This is a genomic window from Streptomyces sp. NPDC004134, assembly GCF_042874195.1.
GTDB lineage: Bacteria > Actinomycetota > Actinomycetes > Streptomycetales > Streptomycetaceae > Streptomyces.
The window spans coordinates 41,465-59,424 of the sequence record NZ_JBIAMS010000024.1; the positions used below are offsets into that span (position 1 = coordinate 41,465).

At 74.8% G+C, this 17,960-nt stretch carries 15 protein-coding genes and 2 pseudogenes; 10 read left to right on the forward strand and 7 right to left on the reverse strand.

The features are described from left to right. Positions 1-104: 104 nt before the first annotated feature. From ACFYVJ_RS26300 to ACFYVJ_RS26315, 4 genes and pseudogenes are all read left to right on the forward strand, one after another. Positions 105-953, forward strand: a pseudogene (locus ACFYVJ_RS26300) (metallophosphoesterase family protein); the annotation flags it as partial. A gap of 78 nt (positions 954-1,031) precedes the next feature. Further along, complete coding sequence (locus ACFYVJ_RS26305) at positions 1,032-1,700, forward strand: 4'-phosphopantetheinyl transferase (protein WP_388896379.1); 669 nt, start codon at positions 1,032-1,034, stop codon at positions 1,698-1,700. A 66-nt stretch (positions 1,701-1,766) separates the two neighbouring features. Continuing rightward, entirely contained in the window at positions 1,767-3,044 is a 1,278-nt protein-coding gene (locus tag ACFYVJ_RS26310; RefSeq protein WP_388896114.1) for an acetyl-CoA carboxylase biotin carboxylase subunit family protein, read from the forward strand. Between the two features lie 104 nt (positions 3,045-3,148). After that, complete coding sequence (locus tag ACFYVJ_RS26315; protein ID WP_388896117.1) at positions 3,149-5,155, forward strand: hypothetical protein; 2,007 nt, start codon at positions 3,149-3,151, stop codon at positions 5,153-5,155. A gap of 93 nt (positions 5,156-5,248) precedes the next feature. On the opposite strand, the gene ACFYVJ_RS26320 is transcribed toward ACFYVJ_RS26315, so the two are convergent. Together ACFYVJ_RS26320 and ACFYVJ_RS26325 are read right to left on the reverse strand one after the other, a co-directional pair. Continuing rightward, positions 5,249-5,371 carry a hypothetical protein gene (locus ACFYVJ_RS26320; RefSeq protein WP_388896120.1) on the reverse strand — a complete coding sequence of 41 codons (123 nt, stop codon included), beginning with the start codon at positions 5,369-5,371 and terminating at the stop codon, positions 5,249-5,251. Positions 5,372-5,576: 205 nt separating this feature from the next. After that, positions 5,577-6,860 carry a ricin-type beta-trefoil lectin domain protein gene (locus tag ACFYVJ_RS26325; RefSeq protein WP_388896123.1) on the reverse strand — a complete coding sequence of 428 codons (1,284 nt, stop codon included), beginning with the start codon at positions 6,858-6,860 and terminating at the stop codon, positions 5,577-5,579. A 262-nt stretch (positions 6,861-7,122) separates the two neighbouring features. Between ACFYVJ_RS26325 and ACFYVJ_RS26330 the strand changes: the two genes are divergently transcribed. Beyond that, on the forward strand, positions 7,123-8,112 hold the full coding sequence (locus tag ACFYVJ_RS26330; RefSeq protein WP_388896126.1) for a glycoside hydrolase family 64 protein: 990 nt from the start codon (positions 7,123-7,125) through the stop codon (positions 8,110-8,112). Positions 8,113-8,148: 36 nt separating this feature from the next. On the opposite strand, the gene ACFYVJ_RS26335 is transcribed toward ACFYVJ_RS26330, so the two are convergent. Both ACFYVJ_RS26335 and ACFYVJ_RS26340 read right to left on the reverse strand, forming a co-directional pair. Beyond that, positions 8,149-9,003: an alpha/beta fold hydrolase gene (locus ACFYVJ_RS26335; RefSeq protein ID WP_388896129.1), complete on the reverse strand. Its 855-nt coding sequence runs from the start codon at positions 9,001-9,003 to the stop codon at positions 8,149-8,151. A gap of 193 nt (positions 9,004-9,196) precedes the next feature. Continuing rightward, positions 9,197-9,769: a snapalysin family zinc-dependent metalloprotease gene (locus ACFYVJ_RS26340; RefSeq protein ID WP_388896132.1), complete on the reverse strand. Its 573-nt coding sequence runs from the start codon at positions 9,767-9,769 to the stop codon at positions 9,197-9,199. Positions 9,770-10,130: 361 nt separating this feature from the next. Here ACFYVJ_RS26340 and ACFYVJ_RS26345 point away from each other — a divergent pair, with 361 nt between their 5' ends. The 3 genes and pseudogenes from ACFYVJ_RS26345 (at position 10,131) to ACFYVJ_RS26355 (ending at position 11,925) form a co-directional block, all read left to right on the forward strand. Continuing rightward, positions 10,131-10,865: a response regulator gene (locus ACFYVJ_RS26345; protein WP_388896135.1), complete on the forward strand. Its 735-nt coding sequence runs from the start codon at positions 10,131-10,133 to the stop codon at positions 10,863-10,865. 101 nt (positions 10,866-10,966) lie between these two features. Continuing rightward, a pseudogene (locus tag ACFYVJ_RS26350) lies at positions 10,967-11,044 on the forward strand (dihydrofolate reductase); the annotation flags it as partial. 38 nt (positions 11,045-11,082) lie between these two features. Then, positions 11,083-11,925, forward strand: coding sequence for an alpha/beta fold hydrolase (locus tag ACFYVJ_RS26355; protein WP_388896138.1), 843 nt, complete (start codon positions 11,083-11,085; stop codon positions 11,923-11,925). A gap of 24 nt (positions 11,926-11,949) precedes the next feature. Here ACFYVJ_RS26355 and ACFYVJ_RS26360 read toward each other — a convergent pair whose 3' ends face one another. Next, positions 11,950-15,162 carry a glycosyl hydrolase 115 family protein gene (locus tag ACFYVJ_RS26360; RefSeq protein WP_388896141.1) on the reverse strand — a complete coding sequence of 1,071 codons (3,213 nt, stop codon included), beginning with the start codon at positions 15,160-15,162 and terminating at the stop codon, positions 11,950-11,952. A gap of 144 nt (positions 15,163-15,306) precedes the next feature. Here ACFYVJ_RS26360 and ACFYVJ_RS26365 point away from each other — a divergent pair, with 144 nt between their 5' ends. Next, positions 15,307-16,368 carry a LacI family DNA-binding transcriptional regulator gene (locus ACFYVJ_RS26365; RefSeq protein ID WP_388896143.1) on the forward strand — a complete coding sequence of 354 codons (1,062 nt, stop codon included), beginning with the start codon at positions 15,307-15,309 and terminating at the stop codon, positions 16,366-16,368. Positions 16,369-16,416: 48 nt separating this feature from the next. On the opposite strand, the gene ACFYVJ_RS26370 is transcribed toward ACFYVJ_RS26365, so the two are convergent. After that, positions 16,417-17,292, reverse strand: a complete 876-nt coding sequence (locus tag ACFYVJ_RS26370) for a hypothetical protein (RefSeq protein ID WP_388896146.1) — start codon at positions 17,290-17,292, stop codon at positions 16,417-16,419. A 258-nt stretch (positions 17,293-17,550) separates the two neighbouring features. Here ACFYVJ_RS26370 and ACFYVJ_RS26375 point away from each other — a divergent pair, with 258 nt between their 5' ends. Continuing rightward, on the forward strand, positions 17,551-17,733 hold the full coding sequence (locus ACFYVJ_RS26375) for a hypothetical protein (RefSeq protein WP_388896149.1): 183 nt from the start codon (positions 17,551-17,553) through the stop codon (positions 17,731-17,733). Positions 17,734-17,756: 23 nt separating this feature from the next. Here the strand turns inward: ACFYVJ_RS26375 and ACFYVJ_RS26380 are convergent, their stop codons facing one another. Then, on the reverse strand, positions 17,757-17,927 hold the full coding sequence (locus ACFYVJ_RS26380; RefSeq protein WP_281619878.1) for a hypothetical protein: 171 nt from the start codon (positions 17,925-17,927) through the stop codon (positions 17,757-17,759). Positions 17,928-17,960: the final 33 nt, after the last annotated feature.

Here is a 17,960-nt window from a genome sequence, read left to right on the forward strand (position 1 = left end):
GGTACGGGCACCAACCTGTCGGCACGCGCCCGGCGTGCGGCTGCCGTACGGAAGCCGCCGTCGCGCCCTTGACACCACCCGATCCGCCGCCGCCGAATGATCGAATGGCCCTGATGCACGGAAGACTGCTGGCCGTCAGCGACCTGCACGTCGCCTACCAAGAGAACCGCGACATCACCGCCGGGCTGCGCCCCACCGCGCCCGGCGACTGGCTGATCGTCGCCGGCGACGTCGGCGAGCGCGTGTCGGACATCGAATGGACCCTCGGGCTGCTCGCCGAGCGGTTCGCCAAGGTCGTCTGGGTGCCGGGCAACCACGAGCTGTGGACCCACCCCGACGACCCGGTCACCCTGCGCGGCGAGGAGCGCTACCGGCACCTGGTCGAGCTGTGCCGCGGCCTCGGCGTCGTGACGCCCGAGGACCCGTACCCCGTGTGGCACGGCGAGGGCGGCCCGGTGACGATCGCGCCGCTGTTCGTGCTCTACGACTACTCCTTCCGCGTCCCCGGCGCGGCGACCAAGGAGGAGTCGCTGCGCCTGGCCCACGAGGCCGGCGTGGTCTGCACCGACGAGTACTTCCTGCACCCCGACCCGCACGCCTCCCGGGACGCCTGGTGCCGGGAGCGGGTGGCCCTGACCGAGCGGCGGCTCGCGGCCGCCGACCCGGCGCACCGCACGGTGCTGGTCAACCACTGGCCGCTGGTGCGCCAGCCGACCGACATCCTGCGCTACCCGGAGTTCGCGCAGTGGTGCGGCACGACGCTCACCGCCGACTGGCACCGCCGCTTCCGCGCCGCCGCCGTCGTCTACGGCCACCTCCACATCCCCCGCGTCACCTGGTACGACGGGGTCAAGTTCACCGAGGTCTCGCTCGGCTACCCGCGGGAGTGGAAGCGCCGGCCGCCGCGCGAACTGCTGCGCACGGTCCTGCCGCCGTCGTCGGCGGCTCCCGCTCCGGCGGGGCGGCGGCCCAAGGAGCTCGCGACGGCCCCCGAACGGGCCCGGCTGCTCCAGGAGTTACTGCCCGGCGAGGTGACCGCGGCCGAGGCGTTCACCGACCCGCCCGAGCCGCCCGCGGAGCGGCTGTACCCCGAGGAGGCGCAGGCAGTCGCCCGGGCCGTACCGCACCGGCAGGCGGAGTTCGCCACCGTACGGCAGTGCGCGCGCCGCGCCCTGGGCACGCTCGGCGTCGAGCCCGCCCCCCTGCTCCCGGGCCGCCGCGGCGCGCCGCAGTGGCCCGCCGGGATCGTCGGCTCCATGACGCACTGCGCCGGGTACCGAGCCGCCGCCGTCGCCCGCCGCGGCGACGTACTCGGCATCGGCATCGACGCCGAGCCCAACGAGCCGCTGAAAGACGGCCTCCTGGAGGCCATCGGGCTGCCGGAGGAGCAGGAGCAGGTACGCGCCCGGATGCGCGGCACGTCCGGGATCTGCTGGGACCGGCTGCTGTTCAGCGCCAAGGAGTCGGTCTTCAAGGTCTGGTACCCGCTGACCGCGAGGGAGCTGGACTTCGACGAGGCCCGTATCGACGTCGACCCCGCGAAGGGGACCTTCACCGCCCGGATCCTGGTCCCCGCACCCACCGTCGACGGCATCTCGCTGGCGCACATGAACGGGCGCTGGCTGTGCCGCAGCGGCCTGCTCGTCACCGCCGTCGCGCCGGCCGCGAGGGCCGGCGGGCGCGCCGGGGACGGCGGGTAGGTGCGGGTGGCGCGGGGCGGGACGGGCCCGGTGCCCCAGTCCGTCCCGTATCCGCCAGGAGACGGCGTGGGCACGGTGGGCGGGGAGCGGACGGTGGGCGTCCTGTACGACGCGGGCTCGGCCGGTGCCGCGGAGGTCGCGGCCGCCGCCCGCTTCTGCGGGGCGGAGCTGTTCCTCGTCGTGGACCGGGCCTCCGAGCACGTACGGGAGCTGCTGCCGGTGCTGACGCGGCGGTTCGCGCTGTGCGACATCACCGGGCTCGACGCGCAGGACGCGGCGCGGGCGGTCGCCGTGTTCGTACCCGACGGGCTGCTGACGTTCAGCGAGCACCGGATGGAGCTCACCTCCGCGATCGCGGCGGCGCTCGGCATCCCGTACTGGCACACCCCGGCGGTCACCGGCCGGCTCGTGGACAAGCTCCAGCAGCGCCGCACGTTCGCCGAAGCGGGCCTGGACGACCTGCCGTTCGCGCCGGTGGCCGACGCCGCCGACCTCGACGCCGCGCTGGACACGGTGGGGCTGCCCGCGGTGCTGAAGCCGCGGCGCGGCGCGGGCGGCCGGCTCGTCCACCGGCTCGACAGCGTCTCCGGCGCCCGCGCCGCCGTCGCGGCCTGCGCGGACGCGGCACCCGGCGCGGACCTGCTGGTCGAGGCGCTGCTCCCGGGCGACCCCGGGGTGGCCGGGGCGCAGTGGGGCGACTACGTCTCCGTGGAGACGGCCGTGCACCGCAAGGAGTGCCAACCGCTCTGTGTGACGGGGAAGTTCCCCCTGGTGGAGCCGTTCCGGGAGCGCGGCTCCTTCGTCCCGCACACCCTGGACGCACCGCTGGCGGAGTGCGCGGAGGACCTGGCCGAGGCGGCGATCGGCGCGCTGGACATCAGCGACGGGATCGTGCACACGGAGCTGAAGCTCACCGCGGACGGGCCCCGGCTGATCGAGGTCAACGGCCGCCTCGGCGGCCTCGTCGGCGACGTCGTACGGCGCGGCTCCGGCTTCGACCTGGTGGCGGCGGCGATGCGGCTCGCGCTGGGGCTGCCGGTGCCGGATGCGCCGCGGTTCGAGGGGGTCACGTACCAGTACACGCTGCTGCCCCCCGCCCGCGGGACCGGGCAGAGACCCGCGGCCGGCCCGGAGGACCTGTCCGCGCGGCTGGACGGCCTGCGCCACCTGCCGGGCGTCGACCTCGCCGACCTGACCACCGCCGCCGCGCCCCCGCCCGACCCCCGGGACGGTGCGGGCGCACGCCTCGGGCACCTGCACGGCCGTACGGCCGACCACGCCGAACTCGCCCGGCTGGCAACGGCGATCGCCGAGCTGTGCCGCCCGGTCCCCGGCACGGTGTGAGGCGGCGGCGCGAGCCGGAAGCCGGCGGGGCGCGGATCGCTCCGTGACTCGTCCGGGGGTCGTTCGTTTGGCGGTACGAGCCCCGCCCGCACGAACCCCCGTGGATGGTCCCCATGCCGACGAGCAGCCGCCCGCACCTCCGCGACGGTGACCGCCCCAGCGACCGGGCAGCCGACGCCGCCCCGGGGGCACCGCCGCTGGCGTACTACGCGCCGCTCGCCCGGCTCGCCTACCTCACGCTCCCGCCGGCCCTCGGCAGGCACCGGCGGGTCCTCACCGCCCACGCCGCCGTGCAACGCGCCCTCGCGGCCGGGCGGTCGCGGCGCCTGGCGCGCGTCCCGGCGCAGCGCGCACCCGCGCCGCGCGAGCCGGAGACCGACGCCCGCCTCGACGAACTGCGGGTGCGGGTGCTGCGGTACGCGCTGCGCCGGGACGCCGCGGTACGCCGCCGGCCGGGGTGGCCGCGGGCGGGACATGGGCTGCCCCTGGTGCTGGGGCTGCGGCTGGCCACGGCGGCCGGGGGCGCGGACGAACTGGGGCTCGAACGGTCGCTGGCGCGGCTGGCGGCGCCCGAGCGCGCCGCCTTCGCGCTGCTGACGGAGGCCGGTCTGGGCACCGCCCGCGCACGGGACCTGCTGCGCCGGGCGGGCGTACGGGATCCGGGGGCCGCGCTGCGTACGGCGGAGAGCGTCGCCACCGCCGTACCGGAGTCGGAAGCGCTGCTGCGCTCCGGCGAGTTCGACCCCACGGCGGTGCAGTTGCGGCCGACGGACCTGGTACGCCGACGCCGCCGGCGGCGCTTCGCGGCGGCGCTGGTGGCCGCGGTCGCCGTCGGCGCGGTCGGGGCGGGGCTCGCGGTGCTGCCCGGCGACGACGGCGGCGAGCGTACCGCCGGCAGCGCCCGGGAGGCCGCCGCCGTACCGGCCGCGCTGCTCGACCCCGGCCGGCTGGCGCAGGCACCGCCGGAGGCGTGGGCGGACACCGCACGCGTGGACTTCACCGCCTGGCCCGCCCGCGGCCCGCTGACCGGCGACGACGAACTGCTGGCCCGGGCGCTGTCCGCCTGGGCCGCGCCGCCGCCGGACACCCGGGTGACCGCGACCCCGGGCACGTCCGCCGCACCCCCCGCCACGCCGCCCCGGCTGCTGTACGCGGGCGAGGTCTCCGGCGCCGGGGTCGTCATGCTCTACGAGGGGCAACGCGTCGTGCGCTACGCCGAGTCCGCGGACGGCGCCGACGCGCCTCCCGCCCTCGACGTCGCCCGGGTCGACGACGCCGACGTGACGACCGCCGCGGCGGTGGCCGTCAGCCGCGGCGGCGACGGCGTCCGCTACCTCCTCGCCCCCTGGGTCGCGGAGACCGCCACCCGCGACCTGCTCCGCCCCGACGACCCCGCCCGCGACCTGGCCGTCACGGACGACGGGGTCACGGACCCGGTGCCGTCGAGCCCCGTCGAGGGCTGCGACACCTGGCCGGCGCTCCAGCTCCGGTCCTCGGCGCGGATCGTGGAGGACCACTCGTTCCTCGTCACCGATCTCGGCGACCTCACCCCCGTCCATCTGACGTACACCCCGCCGCCCGGCGGCGACGCCCCGGCCCGGAAGCCGCGCGAGGCGACCGGTGGTACCGCGCTCACCGGCTGGGCCAGGTCCGCCTGCCGGCTCGACGGCTGGCGCGGCGAGGGCGTACGGGCCGTGAACAACTGGGTGTTCGCGCAGCAGAAGCTGCCCGAGGACGCGGGCCGGGCCGACTGGGTGTGCAGCAGGGCCGCCACCTGGCGGGGGCCGGGGCAGGTCGTCGTCCAGTTGCAGCCGCCCGCCCACTCCGCCGCGACGCCGGGCCGCGTGGTCGCCGCGCAGAGCAGCGGGGAGGACTCCGCCGCGTGCAGCCGCTTCGGGCAGCACGTGCTCGCGTCGACCGACTGGCGCGCCCCTTCGGGCGACTGGTACCTGCTGGCGGCGGGCAGCCGGGACGTACGCGACCTGGAGGCCACCGGGGACGTGACGGCCACCGCCGAAGGGCCGACGCTGGCCGAACGGGCGGAGAAGGGCGTACGAGCCCGGGTGACCGGCCGCGTCGAGGGCGGCGGCAGCCTGGCGACCGGGCGCTGAGGGCACGCCCCGCGCCGGGGCCGTCGGGAACGCGGCCGGCTCCGGGCGAGGGGCGCGGTGGCGTGGGAGGGGCCGCCACCGCGCCCCGGTACGTCAGCCCTGGTACCGGGCGAGGATCGAGGTGAACTCCCACGGCTCCTGCGGGATTCCCCCGCAGGTGTCGGCACCGCCGCCGTTGCCGCCGAAGTTGAACGGCATGATCGTCCAGACGTCCACGTCGAGCCCGGGCCGCCGGATCCGGGCACGCGTGTGCTCGGACTCCGGGACGGCGGGCTGCTGCGGCCGGGGCGCGGCGGTGAAGTCGAGTGGGGGGTCCGGCTATTTCACGTGTTGAAGTTAAGGGGGCGCCGGGAAGCGGTGTCAAGACTCGGGTCCGTAGCCGCGAGAGCGCTTTCCCGGCGCCCCTGCGGGGCCGGTGGCGCTAGGAGTTGAGCGTCCACTTCTGGTTCGCGGCGCCGGTGCAGGTCCAGAGCTGCGTCGGTGTCCCGTTGGCCGTCGAGCCGCCCGTCGCGTCCAGGCACTTGTCCGCGGCCAGGTTGACGATGTCGCGGGTGGCCGAGTTGTACGACCAGCGCTGGGCGCCTGTGCCGTTGCAGTCGTAGAGCTGCACCCGGGTGCCGTTGGCGGTGCCGGCGGCGGCCGCGTCGAGGCACTTGCCGAGGGCGCGGATGGTGCCGTCGGTGCCCACGGTCCAGCGCTGCGCGGAGGTGCCGTTGCAGTCGTAGAGCTGGATCGCGGTGCCGTTGGCGGGGCTCGCGCCGGCCACGTCGAGGCACTTGCCGCCCGCGCCCGTGAACGTACCGGAGTTACCGCCGCCGCCGTCGGAGGTGCTGACCCGGACGTAGTCGACGACGAGCTGCTGCGGGAAGGTGGTGCTGCCGTCGGGGTCGCCGGGCCAGTAGCCGCCGACCGCGAGGTTGAGGATCAGGAAGAACGGCTTGTTGAACACCCACTGCCGGCCGCCGAGGTCGGCGGGCGTGCGCCGCTGGTAGACGTTGCCGTCGACGGACCAGGTGATCTCGTTCGGCGACCAGTCGACGGCGAAGGTGTGGAAGCCGTTCGCGAACTGCTGCCCGCCGGGCAGCGTGTACCCGCCGCCGATGCCGCCGGAGCCGGAGTAACCGGGGCCGTGCAGGGTGCCGTGGACGGTGCCCGGCTCGAAGCCGACGTTCTCCATCACGTCGATCTCGCCGCTGGCGGGCCAGCCGACCTGGCCGATGTCGTTGCCGAGCATCCAGAACGCGGGCCACATGCCCTGGCCGCGCGGGAGCTTCATCCGGGTCTCGACGTGGCCGTACGTGGTGGTGAAGCGTCCGGACGTGTTGAGCCGGGCGGACGTGTACTCGCACCGGCCGTACCAGCACTGGTAGTTGCCCGGGTTCTCGCGCCGGGCGGTGATGACCAGGTTGCCCTGGCCGTCGAGCGCGGCGTTGGCGTTGCCCGCGGTGTAGTACTGCCGCTCGTGGTTGTTGACGTTGTCGCCGGTCTCGATCAGCCACTTGCCGCCGTTGACGGCCGAGCCCGCCGGGCCGTCGAAGTTGTCCTCGAACGTGACGGCGTAGGGCGCGGCCTCGGCCTTGCCGCCGGATCCCGGCGCCGGCGCCGAGCCCGCGGCGCCGGGCAGCGGCACGGCCAGCACGGCGGCGAGTGCCGTGGCGACGAGCACGGCCTTGCGGAGCGGATGTCTGCGTCGTCGTACGAACATGGAAGCTCACCTCGATGCGTCGTGGGGTCGAGCGTGGAGCATGGTCCATACCTTTGCGCGAGGTGAGTGAACTCCCTTCATGTCATGCAGTCAATGGGTCCGGCGGGCCCGCCCGGTGTTCAACTCCCGGAGGTCGTACGACCGCGCCCCTTGACAACGCACCCGCACCTCACGACGCTCTGAGAGCGCTCTCTGTACGCCCGGCCCGCCGGGCAGCTCCCGCCCCGGGCCGAGTACGCCCCCACAGCGAAGGAGCCCCCGCATGTCCCCCGCGCACCCGACGTGGCCCAGACGCCACCGCGGCCTGCTGACGGCCGCCGTCGCCCTGCTGTTACTCGCCTGCTTCGCGATGGCCGACCGCACCGGCACGGCCGCCCACGCCGCAGTACCTCCCGCACCCGGCCCCGCCCCCGCTGCGGGCGACCCGCCGCCGGCCTCCTTCTGGGGCGACACGGGCGCCATCCCGCCCGCGCGGAACGTGCTGACGGTGCAGATCCTCAACAGGACCAACGGCCAGTACCCCGACGACCAGGTCTTCTGGTCCTTCGGCGGGCAGACCCGCTCGATCGCGCAGCAGCGGTACGTGGACATGCCCGCCAACTCCGCCGGCCGGATGTACTTCCACCTCGGCTCCCCCGACAGCCGGTACTCCGACTTCATCGAGTTCACCGTCGGCCCCGACGCCTTCCACGGCAACACCACCCGCGTCGACGCCTTCGCGCTCAAGCTCGCCATGCGGGTGCACGGCCACGACGGCACGGACCGGCAGGTCGGCGAGGACTACGCGACGTTCCAGGAGTCGCGCGAGGCCACCTGGCAGAAGTTCGCGGCCGCCATGCCGCCGGAGTTCGCCTCGCTGAGCCAGGTGCAGGCCCCGTACCGCATCCCCTCCCCCGGCAACGTGCCGGACTTCCAGCCGGGCGGGAAGCACGCCGGCTACATGACCGACTACGCCCGGTCGGTCGGCAGGAACGTCTCGACCCAGGAGGTCTTCGGCTGCTCCGGCCCGCTCGCGGGCGACGCCCCCGGCTGCGCCGCGCTCAACCGGCACGTCGCCGAACTGCCGCAGAACCAGTGGGGCGACCCGAGCCGCTTCTACCGGCAGGGTCCCGCCAACTACTACGCCCAGTTCTGGCACCAGCACGCGATCGGCGGTCTGGCGTACGGCTTCCCGTACGACGACGTCGCCGAGCAGTCGTCGTTCGTCTCGGTCCAGAACCCGCAGTGGATGGTGGTCGCCGTCGGCTGGTGACAGCCGGGCGCCGCGCCCCCGGCCGCCCCCGTCCGGTCAGCCGGCCGCGAGCCCGGCGAGGACGTCGGCGGCCGGTTCCGGGTGCACCAGCCAGCGCAGGTGGCCGCCCGGCACGGTGTGTACGTCGAACGGGTTGCCGGGGGTGAGGGCGTCCGCTTCGCGGATCAGCCGGTCCTGCATGGCGGGCGGCATGCTGACGTCGTCCGCCAGCCGCACGTAACTGCGCGGGATCCGGCCCCAGGTGGCGGCCTGCGCGCGGTCCGCGGACGAGCCGGCGTCCAGGTTCTCGTCGGGCTGGAAGGTGTTGAGGAAGGTCCGGAACTCGTCGTCGGTGAGGTCGGCGGCGAACGCCTGCCGGAAGGCGGCGAGCGCCTCGGGGTCCGCGGTACGGAAGTTGGTGCGGATCAGGCCGAGCGCGGCCGGGTCGCCGGCGAGGGCCCGGGCGAGCCCGGCCGCGTCGACGCCGGCCATCTCGGGCTCGGCGTAGTAGTCGTTCACGTCGAGGTCGACGGGGCACCAGGCGGAGACGTAGACGAGGCGGTCGATCAGGTCGGGGCGGGCGTTGCCGGCGGCGGTGGCGGTGATGCCGCCGCGGCTGTGGGCCACGACGATCGCCGGGCCGTTCCGCTTCACCCGCTCCAGGACGCCGACGAGATGGGCCGCGTTCTCGGCGAGCGTCACGCCCTTGATGCCGCCGGGAGTGGTGGCGAGCGCGTCGAGATCCTGCGGGGCCTGATAGGCGGCGGGGAACGTGGCGGCGAATCCGTGGCCCGGCAGGTCGATCGCGAGGGAGCGGTGTCCGCGCAGCGCGAGTTCCGCCTGGAGCGGCGCGAAGGAGAAGGAGTTCGCGAACGCCCCGTGGACGAGGACGAAGGTCGGCGTGTTCGGCATGGGTGCCACCCTCACACACGACGATCAGCCGGTACGCGGACGGGGGTGATTCCGGGCGCGGGCGGTCTGTGGTATCCCGGGGTGAATTCCCCTGGCATTCCGGACGGGAATGCGCGCGTACGGGCCGGCCGTGGCCCGTGGCCGGGGAGTCGCCGCCCCGGCCACGGGAGGTGTCGTACGTGCGGTCCGACGGTCAGGGCGCGTCGACGACGATGCGTCCGTCCATCGGCACGAGGCTCGCGAAGCCGCCGCCGTAGTTGGCTTCGACCTGCGCCCGCTCGGTCGCGTTCGGGACCGGGTTGGTGCAGCCCACGCCGGCGGTGGAGCCGGACATCAGCGACGAGCACGGACCGGGCTTCCGGTCGGGCAGCCCGAGGCTGTGGCCCAGTTCGTGCGCGGCGATGCGGGTCGTGTTGTACCCCTCGTTGACCGCCTGGCGGCCGAACCAGACCGTGGCGCGCCCGCCGGGGCGGACCGGGCCGAGGGTGGCCCGCGGCCAGCCGTTGTCGGCGATGACCGTGATCTCGGCGCGGGTGCCCGCCGGGGCCTTCGCCAGCTTGACGTTCTGCACCGTGGAATTCCACTGTTCCGCGCCCGCGGCGACGGCGCCCTTGAATTCACCGGCCTGGCTGTCGTCGTAGTACAGCGTGGTGGCGACGGCCGTACGCTCCGGTGCGGGAGCGGGGGCGGCGGTGGCCCCGGGGGCCGAGGACAGAGAGACGATTGCGGCAGCGGCCATAACGCCGATACCCAACTTTCGCAGCATGCGGGGAGCCCTCCTCTTGGTGTGAGAATCGAGCACTACTGCGTGACCCCGATAAGGGTCGGCCCGAGTGTAGAAGCGGCGCTCCGCGGCCCACAAGAGGCGGCAATGGCAGCAGATTTCACCTTCTTACGCCATCTCGGCGCCGCCCTCCGTATTCCCTGAGCGGCGCACACGGCCGATTTCGTACGGGCGGAATCCGGTCGCGCGCCGCGGGTCATTCTTCCGGAGTAGTCGGGAAGTCGAGACGGATTGCGCCTCAGGGCCGATCCGCCGCGCCGGACGTCTTGGCAGACTGCACCGGTACGCTGACCGCGGGCGGGCGAGGGCCCGCGATCCCCGCGAGGACGGCCGTGGAGGGGACGTGGGCACGCAGGCAGAGCCCGGCGGGGCGGACCGGGCGCCGCGGGTGGTGATCGCCGACGACCAGGCGCTCGTCCGCACCGGCTTCCGGATGATCCTCGCCGCGGACGGCATCGACGTCGTCGGCGAGGCGACCGACGGCGAGGAGGCGGTGGCCGCCGTCCGCCGCAGCCTGCCCGACGTGGTGCTGATGGACATCCGCATGCCGGGCATGGACGGCCTGGAGGCCACCCGCCGGCTCCTGGGCGCGGACGGCGGGACGGCGGCACCGGGGCCGGGCGCGCCACGGGTCATCATCCTCACCACGTACGACCTCGATCAGTACGTGTACGCGGCGCTGGCCGCCGGCGCCAGCGGCTTCCTGCTCAAGGACGTCACCCCCGAGCATCTGGCCGCCGCCGTCCGCCTCGTCCGCTCCGGCGACGCGCTCCTCGCGCCGTCCATCACCCGCCGCCTGGTGGAGCGCTTCGCCACCCGCGACGACCGCGCGGTGGCGCTGCACCGCGACCTGTCCGCGCTGACCCGGCGGGAGCTGGAGGTGCTGGAGTCCCTGGCGCGCGGCCACAGCAACGCGGAACTGGCCGCCAGGTTCCGCCTCAGCGAGGCGACGGTGAAGACGCACGTGGCCCGCATCCTCGCCAAGCTCCAGCTCCGCGACCGCGCCCAGGCGGTCATCGCCGCCTACGAGACGGGCCTGATCACCCCCGGCTCCCCGCAGTCCCCGCCCGCGCCGTGACCGGGCACCGGCGGCCTCGCCCACCGTGCCCCCGAGGTCGCATCCGGCACGCGCCCGTCCGCGAGCGATGAGTTCTGCCGGCGGATCCGGTCTGCCCTCACATGACACGCATCATCGCTGACATCTCGGTCCCACCCGACGGCTTCGTCGCCGGGCCGGCGCCCGGCCCGGACGTCGGCCGCCGCGCGCCCGGCCCGCCGCGTCTGCAGGTGGTCTGGTGAGCACTCTCGACGTCGACGGGATCTCCTTGGGCATCGAGTCGTTCGGTGCCGAGGACGCGCCGCTCGTCCTGCTCGTGGGCGGGACGACCATGCTGTCCTGGCCCGACGCGCTCTGCGAGCGACTGGCCGCCGGCGGGCGCCGCGTGGTGCGCTACGACCTGCGTGACAGCGGCGAGTCGACGACGGCGGACCCGCAGACGCCCGCCTACACCCTGCGCGACCTCGCCGCCGACGCGGCGGCGCTGGCGGGTGCGCTGGGCGGCCGGCCGGCGCACCTGGCCGGGATCGGCGTCGGCGGGATGGTCGCCCAGGTGGCCGTGCTCGACCACCCGGGCGCGTTCTCGGCGCTCACCGTGGCCGGCACCCGCGCGGTCGCCCCCGGCCCGCCCGACGACGACCTCCCCGACCACGATCAGTCGGTGATGGGCCGGCTGTTCTCGCACGCCATGCCCGACTGGGCCGACCGCGGGGCGGTGGCGGAGTTCGCCGCCGCGGGCGCGGAGATCCTCGGCGACGACCCCGGCACCGCGCGCGCGACCGCCGCGCGCGTCTGGGACCGCACGCCCGGCACCGACCCCGAGGTCCAGATGGCCAACCAACTGGGCATGGTCTTCTCCCGGCTCGACTGCGCCCCCCGCTGGCGCGAGCGCCTGCCGGAGATCCGGGTCCCCACGCTCGTCGTCCACGGCCGGCGCGACCCGTTCTTCCCCGTCGGAAACGGCGAGGCGATCGCGCGCGAGATCCCCGGAGCCCGGCTGCTCGTCCTCGACGAGGCCGCCACGGCGATCCCGGACGCGGCGGCCGGCGAGGTCGCGGAGGCGATGCTCATGCTCGGATGAGCCGCCCTCGTCACGCTCGCGGGCTCACCGCTGCACGAACCTGCTGGGCGGTGGGCCGAGGTAGCTGTGGCGTACGCCGCCGGTGTCGACCACCAGCTTCTGCACCACCACCGTCGGGTCCACCATCCACAGCTTCAGCACGTGCACGCCCGGCCGGCTCACCCGGTGCTCCGTCACCGTGACGGTGGCGTTGTCCGAGGTGTTGCGCTCCCACTGGCGGTTCATCCGGCCGTCGTCGGCGCCCGTGACCCGGGTGACGTTCACCGTCTGCGGGGCGTCGTCGTCGAAGGCGACGGCGTAGCGCAGCCCGTCCGGGGTCAGGACGCTGTTGCGCGGTGAGAGGTACGCGACCACGCGCAGGGTGCCGGTGGTGAACAGCGTCATCGTGTACTCCAGCCGCGGCCCCTCGCCGGCCGGCCGCGGGGCGGCCGTCACCGGGAACGGCGCCATCCCGCTGCCGGTGCGCCCGATGTCGGGGATGCGGCGCCAGGCGACCCCGGCGGCGGGGACGGCGCGGGTGTGGCGGTCGGCCTCCACCGAGACGCAGCCGCCCGCCTCGACGGAGCCGGCGAGCGCGGAGTGGCGCACGGACGGGCGGTGCACCCGGGCGTGCACCTCCACGGTGCGGCCGACGCCGCTGACGACGACGGGAACGGTGGTCGTGCCCCGCGGGGCACGGGCGAAGTCGACCCGCAGCCGGGCGCGGATCTGGGTGGTGACGCGCCCGCGCGGGCGGTCGACGCGCAGCCACGGCACGGCAGGCTCGATCGCGTAACCGAAGGGGCTGCGGCCCCGGTTGAAGACCTCGATGTACGGAGCCGGGCCGCTGTCGTACTGGCTGACCACCGGCAGCACCGCGGGCCCGGCGGCGTCCGGCCACCACTGCTCGGAGCCCTCCACCGCCACGCCGAGCACCGCGCCTGCGACGGGGTCGATGCGCCTGACCGCGGGGAAGACCTCGTCGGGCAGCGCCTCGTTGTCCTTCTCCGGCTGCTGCCAGGGTGCGTTGGGGCCGTAGCGCTCGACGTCGCCGTAGCCGATCTTCGGCTGGGTCTGGAAGCCCTGCCACTTCCCGCCGGAGAGCGTGTGGTTGTAGTAGTCGGCGAGCGCCTGGTCCTCGGCGAACAGGGCGTCGGTCTCGGCGGCGAGCTGGTTGGCGGCGGCACGGCCCTGCTCGGCGTAGAGGAGGTTGGTGAACTCGGCGTGGCGCAGCGCGTAGACGACGGCGGTGCCGCGTACGGCGTAGCGGACGAGCTGGAAGTAGGCCGCCCGGTCGGCGCGGTCGAGGCGCGCCTCGACGCGGTCCGCCCTGCGGGCCAGCTCCTGCCATTCGTCGGTGACCCGGTCCAGCTCGCCGTAGTTGACGCGGCTGAAGGGGGTGGCCCGGTCGTCGTAGACGACGGCGGCCGGGTCGGTGGCCGGGTCCCTGGCCGGGTCGAGGGTGATGCGGCGGTTGAGCAGCTCGGGCTTGCGCCGAGCCTGGAGGCGGCCGTACTCGTGCAGGACCTCGGCGATCTCTGCGGCGTGCCGCGGGCCGAAGTTCTCGGCCGCGTAGCGGCGTTCCCACTCGGGCAGGCCGTCGGCCTGCCAGCGGTCGGGGTTCCAGGCGTAGTCCAGGAAGAACTGGGTCGGCAGCTCGTTGGACTTCAGGTCGCCGACGTTGGCGACCCACAGGTTGCGGATGCCGTACGCGTACGTCTGGTGCAACTGCTCCCAGGTGCTCGCGAGGTTCGCGGTGTCGACCCACTTGTAGTTGCGGCCGCCGCCGACGTAGTCGAAGTGGTAGTACAGCCCGTAGCCGCCGGACCTGGGCGGCAGCGAGGGGTCCGGTACGCGGCGCAGGTTGCCCCAGTTGTCGTCGGTGAAGACGACGGTGACGTCGTCGGGCGCCTGCATGCCGCTGTCCCAGTAGTGCTGGACCTCCTTGTACATGGTCCACACCTGCGGCACCGCGGCCGCGTCGCCCAGTTCCTCGGCGAGGATGCCGCGCTCGGTGGCGATGATGCGCCGCATCAGCTCGATGCCGTCGCCGTCCGGCAGCGAGGTGTCGCCGTTGCCGCGCATCCCGAGGGTCACCACGCCCTCGAAGCCCTCGGCCGCCATCCGGCGGATGCCGTCGCGCCAGTACGCCCGGATGGCGGCCTCGTTGCGTACGAAGCTCCACTCCCCCGTGCCGCCGTACGGGTCGTGGCCCTCGGTGACGATGTTCCCGTCCGCGTCGCGCACGGCGGGGACGGCGTGCCGGTTCCACTCCTCGATGCCCCGCATCATGGGCGCCTCGTGCGAGGTGCCCATGACGATGCCGTACTCGGTGGCGGTGGCGTGGTTGGCGGGGTCGTCCTCGGCGAAGGCGCGGCCCCAGACGGCCGGCCACAGGTAGTTGGCCTTGAGCCGCAGCATGGCCTCGAAGACCTTGGCGAAGAAGGCGCTGTTGAAGCCGCCGGGGTGGCCCTCGGCGTGGCCGGGGCCGAAGAAGCCGGGCGCCCAGCGGCCGAGGGCGGGGTTCTCGTCGTTGAGGAAGATGCCGCGGTACTTGACCGCGGGGGTGCCCTGCGAGTAGCGGCCGGGCAGCACGTAGAGCGCGTCGTGGCGGCGTGCCGGGACGTCGGCCCAGAAGTGCCAGGGGGAGACGCCGATGCCGCGGGAGACGTCGTAGATGCCGAAGATCGTGCCGCGCTGATCACTGCCCGCGATGACGAAGGCGCTGTCCAGACCGGGCAGCGGGTCGGCGACGACCTGGTGCAGCGAGGTCTCCCACCGGCCCTCGACACCGGTCACGTCGAGCTTGCCCGCGGCGATCAGGCCGTCGATGAGCGGGCTGCGGCCGATGGTGCCGACGAGCACCGCGGTACGCCCGGAAGGCGCCCGGCCGCGGGTGAGCGCGGGGCGTACGCCCGTGACCCGCTCCAGGTCCCCCCGCAGGTCGCCCAGCGCGCGCAGGACGCCGGGGAAGTCGCCGGCGTCGGCCACCAGCGGCGCGGCCCGTCCCCCGGCGACGAGCGGGAACCGGCCGGTGCCCGGGGCGTGGGCGATGTACGCGCCGGGGTCGGTCGGCCGCGGCGGGTCCTGCGGCGGCGCGGCGGCGGCCGGGCCCGGCAGCGCGAGGACCCCGCCGGCGGTCGCGGAGAGCGCGCCGAGGCCCAGACCGGCGCCGAGGACGTGGCGCCTGCTGACGCCGTCGCCGGGCGGGGAGTCGGACGCGGGAGACGGGTCGTGCCGGGAGTCGCTGCTGTCCATGCAGGGCCTTCCTTCGCCGAGCTTTTCAGGAGCAGGGCGGCAATGTTTCGTAAAGCATCGCGAATATTTCTGGGAAACCTAGGGTGAGGCCATGGGAAGGTCAAGACATCGCGCAGCGGCGGGCGGCGGGGCTACCATCCCGGCATGAGTGGTGCTGGAGTCCAGTTCGACGGAGAGGCCCCCGCGGCCGGCGAGGAGCCGCAGGCCACCGCGACGCTGGCGGCGATCGCGGAGGCCGCGGGCGTGTCGGCGTCGACAGTTTCGAAGGTCCTCAACGGCCGCTCCGACGTCTCCCCCGGCACCCGCGCCCGGGTCCAGGACCTGCTGCGCGAGCACGGCTACCGGCGCCGCGGCGGCGGCTCCCGCCAGGCTCCGCTGCTCGACCTGGTCTTCCACGAGCTGGAGAGCGCGTGGGCGATGGAGGTCATCAGGGGCGTGGAGAACGTGGCCAGGGCGGAGCGGCTCGGCGTGGTGCTCTCGGAGAGCGCCGGGCGGCTGACGCCCGGGCAGACGTGGGTGGAGGACGTGCTCGCGCGCCGGCCCGCGGGGGTCATCCTCGTGCTGTCGGACCTCTCCGCCGACCAGCGCGCGCAGTTCACCGGCCGCGGCATCCCGTTCGCGGTGCTGGACCCGGCCGGCGACCTGGCCGAGGACGTGCCCTCCATCGGGGCCACCAACTGGCAGGGCGGGCTGGCCGCCACCCGCCACCTGGTGGGCCTGGGCCACCGCAGGATCGGCGTCGTCGGCGGGCCGCCGGCGATGATGTGCAGCCGGGCCCGTATCGACGGCTATCGCGCGGCGCTGGGCGTCGCCGGGCTGCCGGTGGATCCCGAGCTGATCCGGGAGGGCGACTTCCACCACGAGGCGGGCTACGCCGCCGGGCGCGAGTTGCTCGCCCTGCGCGACCGCCCCACCGCGATCTTCACCGGCAACGACCTCCAGGCCCTCGGCCTGTACGAGGCTGCCCGCGAGCTGGGCCTGCGCATCCCCGACGACCTCAGCGTCGTCGGCTTCGACGACCTGCCGGTGGCCCGCTGGATCGGCCCGCCGCTGACCACCGTGCGGCAGCCGCTGCTGGAGATGGCCGAGGCGGCGGCCCGGCTGGTGCTCGACATCGGCCGCGGCCACGAGCCGGTGACGCGGCGCGTGGAGCTGGCGACGAGCCTCGTCACCCGCAACAGCACGGCCCCGCCGCCCGAGGGCTGACAACGCCCCGAGGGAATCGAAACTTTCGAGCGGACGGCGCTACGGACCTCACCTCCGCGCGGCGGGCTTCGCGGCCTTCGGCCGGCGGGTGACACCGGGGTCGTGCAGGGCGGCCGGCACCGGGCCGGGGCGGATGACGGGCGCCGGCCTGCGGCGGCCCGGGCTCACCGCGAGCGTGTAGCCGACGAGCAGGCCGACCGACAGCACCGCGAGCCGCCCCGCGGCCGGCGGGCTGTCCGGCGGCGGGTCGTAGCCCCCGTCCTCCAGCCCCGCCGCCTGCTCGAAGTGGTTGTACGCGCCGGGGAAGAACACCTCGTCCGCCGCGTACAGCGCGGGAAACGCGGCCGGCCCAGCGAGCAGCGACCCCAGCGCCCACTGGTCGGAGTGGCGCGCCTCGTGCTCCGACAGCTTCCGCGTCCGCGGCGACTGCGTCTCGGCCCGCTGGTCGGTGAGGAAGACGGTGCCGTACATCGTGCCCGCGCGGGCGAACCCGTCGTCGAGGATGACCGCGGTCGTGCCGTTCGCCGCGCAGTGGTACATCTCGCCGCCCTCCCCCGCCGCGTACAGCAACGCGGCGCCGGAGACGGGGGCGTTGAGGACCGTACGGGCCGTCTGCCACAGCCCGCCGCCCTCCGCGCCCGCCGCGCACGGCCGCATCTGGCCGCCGAGCCCGAGCACGGCGAAGGCGCACGCGAGCACCGCCTGCACCACCGTGCCCCACACGACGATCAGCACCCGCCGCCGCGACGGCCGCGCGCCGCGCAGCGTGCCGACGACCGCGAGGAGCAGCCCCGTGAGCCCGCCGCAGATCAGGCAGGCCGCCCACCACACCACTCTGCGCTCGGCCGGTCTCGCCGGGGCCCGCCGCTCGGCGGGGACCGGCAGGGAGGTGGGTCGCTCCAGAGTCGCTGTGCCGGCCGCCATCCGTCACCCCTGTCTCACGCCGACGCACTGGGCTCTGCGCGCCGCCGCGGACCCGGCCACAGCCGAACCCCGCCGTGGCGCGGCGGGGTTCGGCAACCCGAGTCGTTGCATGCAGTCGCAGACAAGTTCTCAGATTACGGTACCGTAACGAATTGACGTCGAACTGGCCTCGAATTCCAGCCGCTTACGACGGGCGGGGTGTGAATGGCTGGGGGGCGGGATCAGCCAGGTGATCCCGTACGGAACGGAAGGGCGCTGATGGGCGACGAGGACGCGCAGGAGCCCGCGACGACGGACGGGCCCGCCGCCACCGGCGCGGCCGAACCCGAGGGCGGGGAATCGGTGTGCTGGCTGGAACGCGTCTGCCCGGAGTGCGGGCGGCTCGCCGACACCGCACCCCCGGTCCGCTGCACCCGCTGCGGCACCCTGCTCACCGGCTGAAGCAGGCCGCGGGAGCTACCCGGCTATCTCCAGGAGCCGCCGGTCAGCACCACACCGAGCGCGGCCAGCCCCAGGACGACCCAGCCGAACCAGAGCCATCCGCTGCTGCCCACCGACACCGTGTACGCCGTGATGACCACGAGACCGGCCACGGTACTCACGACCATGGCCTTCGCAGAACCGGGCTTGTCCATGCCGCCTCCACCAGCCGTCAGCCGACGGCCGTC

What these genes read in the sequence shown, in the direction of transcription:
- ACFYVJ_RS26365 (WP_388896143.1), top strand. Translation starts at nt 15,307, where the DNA reads ATGAGTGGTGCTGGAGTCCAGTTCGACGGAGAGGCCCCCGCGGCCGGC.
- ACFYVJ_RS26375 (WP_388896149.1), top strand. Translation starts at nt 17,551, where the DNA reads ATGGGCGACGAGGACGCGCAGGAGCCCGCGACGACGGACGGGCCCGCC.
- ACFYVJ_RS26370 (WP_388896146.1), bottom strand. Translation starts at nt 17,292, where the DNA reads ATGGCGGCCGGCACAGCGACTCTGGAGCGACCCACCTCCCTGCCGGTC.
- ACFYVJ_RS26330 (WP_388896126.1), top strand. Translation starts at nt 7,123, where the DNA reads ATGTCCCCCGCGCACCCGACGTGGCCCAGACGCCACCGCGGCCTGCTG.
- ACFYVJ_RS26325 (WP_388896123.1), bottom strand. Translation starts at nt 6,860, where the DNA reads ATGTTCGTACGACGACGCAGACATCCGCTCCGCAAGGCCGTGCTCGTC.
- ACFYVJ_RS26340 (WP_388896132.1), bottom strand. Translation starts at nt 9,769, where the DNA reads ATGCTGCGAAAGTTGGGTATCGGCGTTATGGCCGCTGCCGCAATCGTC.
- ACFYVJ_RS26315 (WP_388896117.1), top strand. Translation starts at nt 3,149, where the DNA reads ATGGTCCCCATGCCGACGAGCAGCCGCCCGCACCTCCGCGACGGTGAC.
- ACFYVJ_RS26360 (WP_388896141.1), bottom strand. Translation starts at nt 15,162, where the DNA reads ATGGACAGCAGCGACTCCCGGCACGACCCGTCTCCCGCGTCCGACTCC.
- ACFYVJ_RS26380 (WP_281619878.1), bottom strand. Translation starts at nt 17,927, where the DNA reads ATGGACAAGCCCGGTTCTGCGAAGGCCATGGTCGTGAGTACCGTGGCC.
- ACFYVJ_RS26335 (WP_388896129.1), bottom strand. Translation starts at nt 9,003, where the DNA reads ATGCCGAACACGCCGACCTTCGTCCTCGTCCACGGGGCGTTCGCGAAC.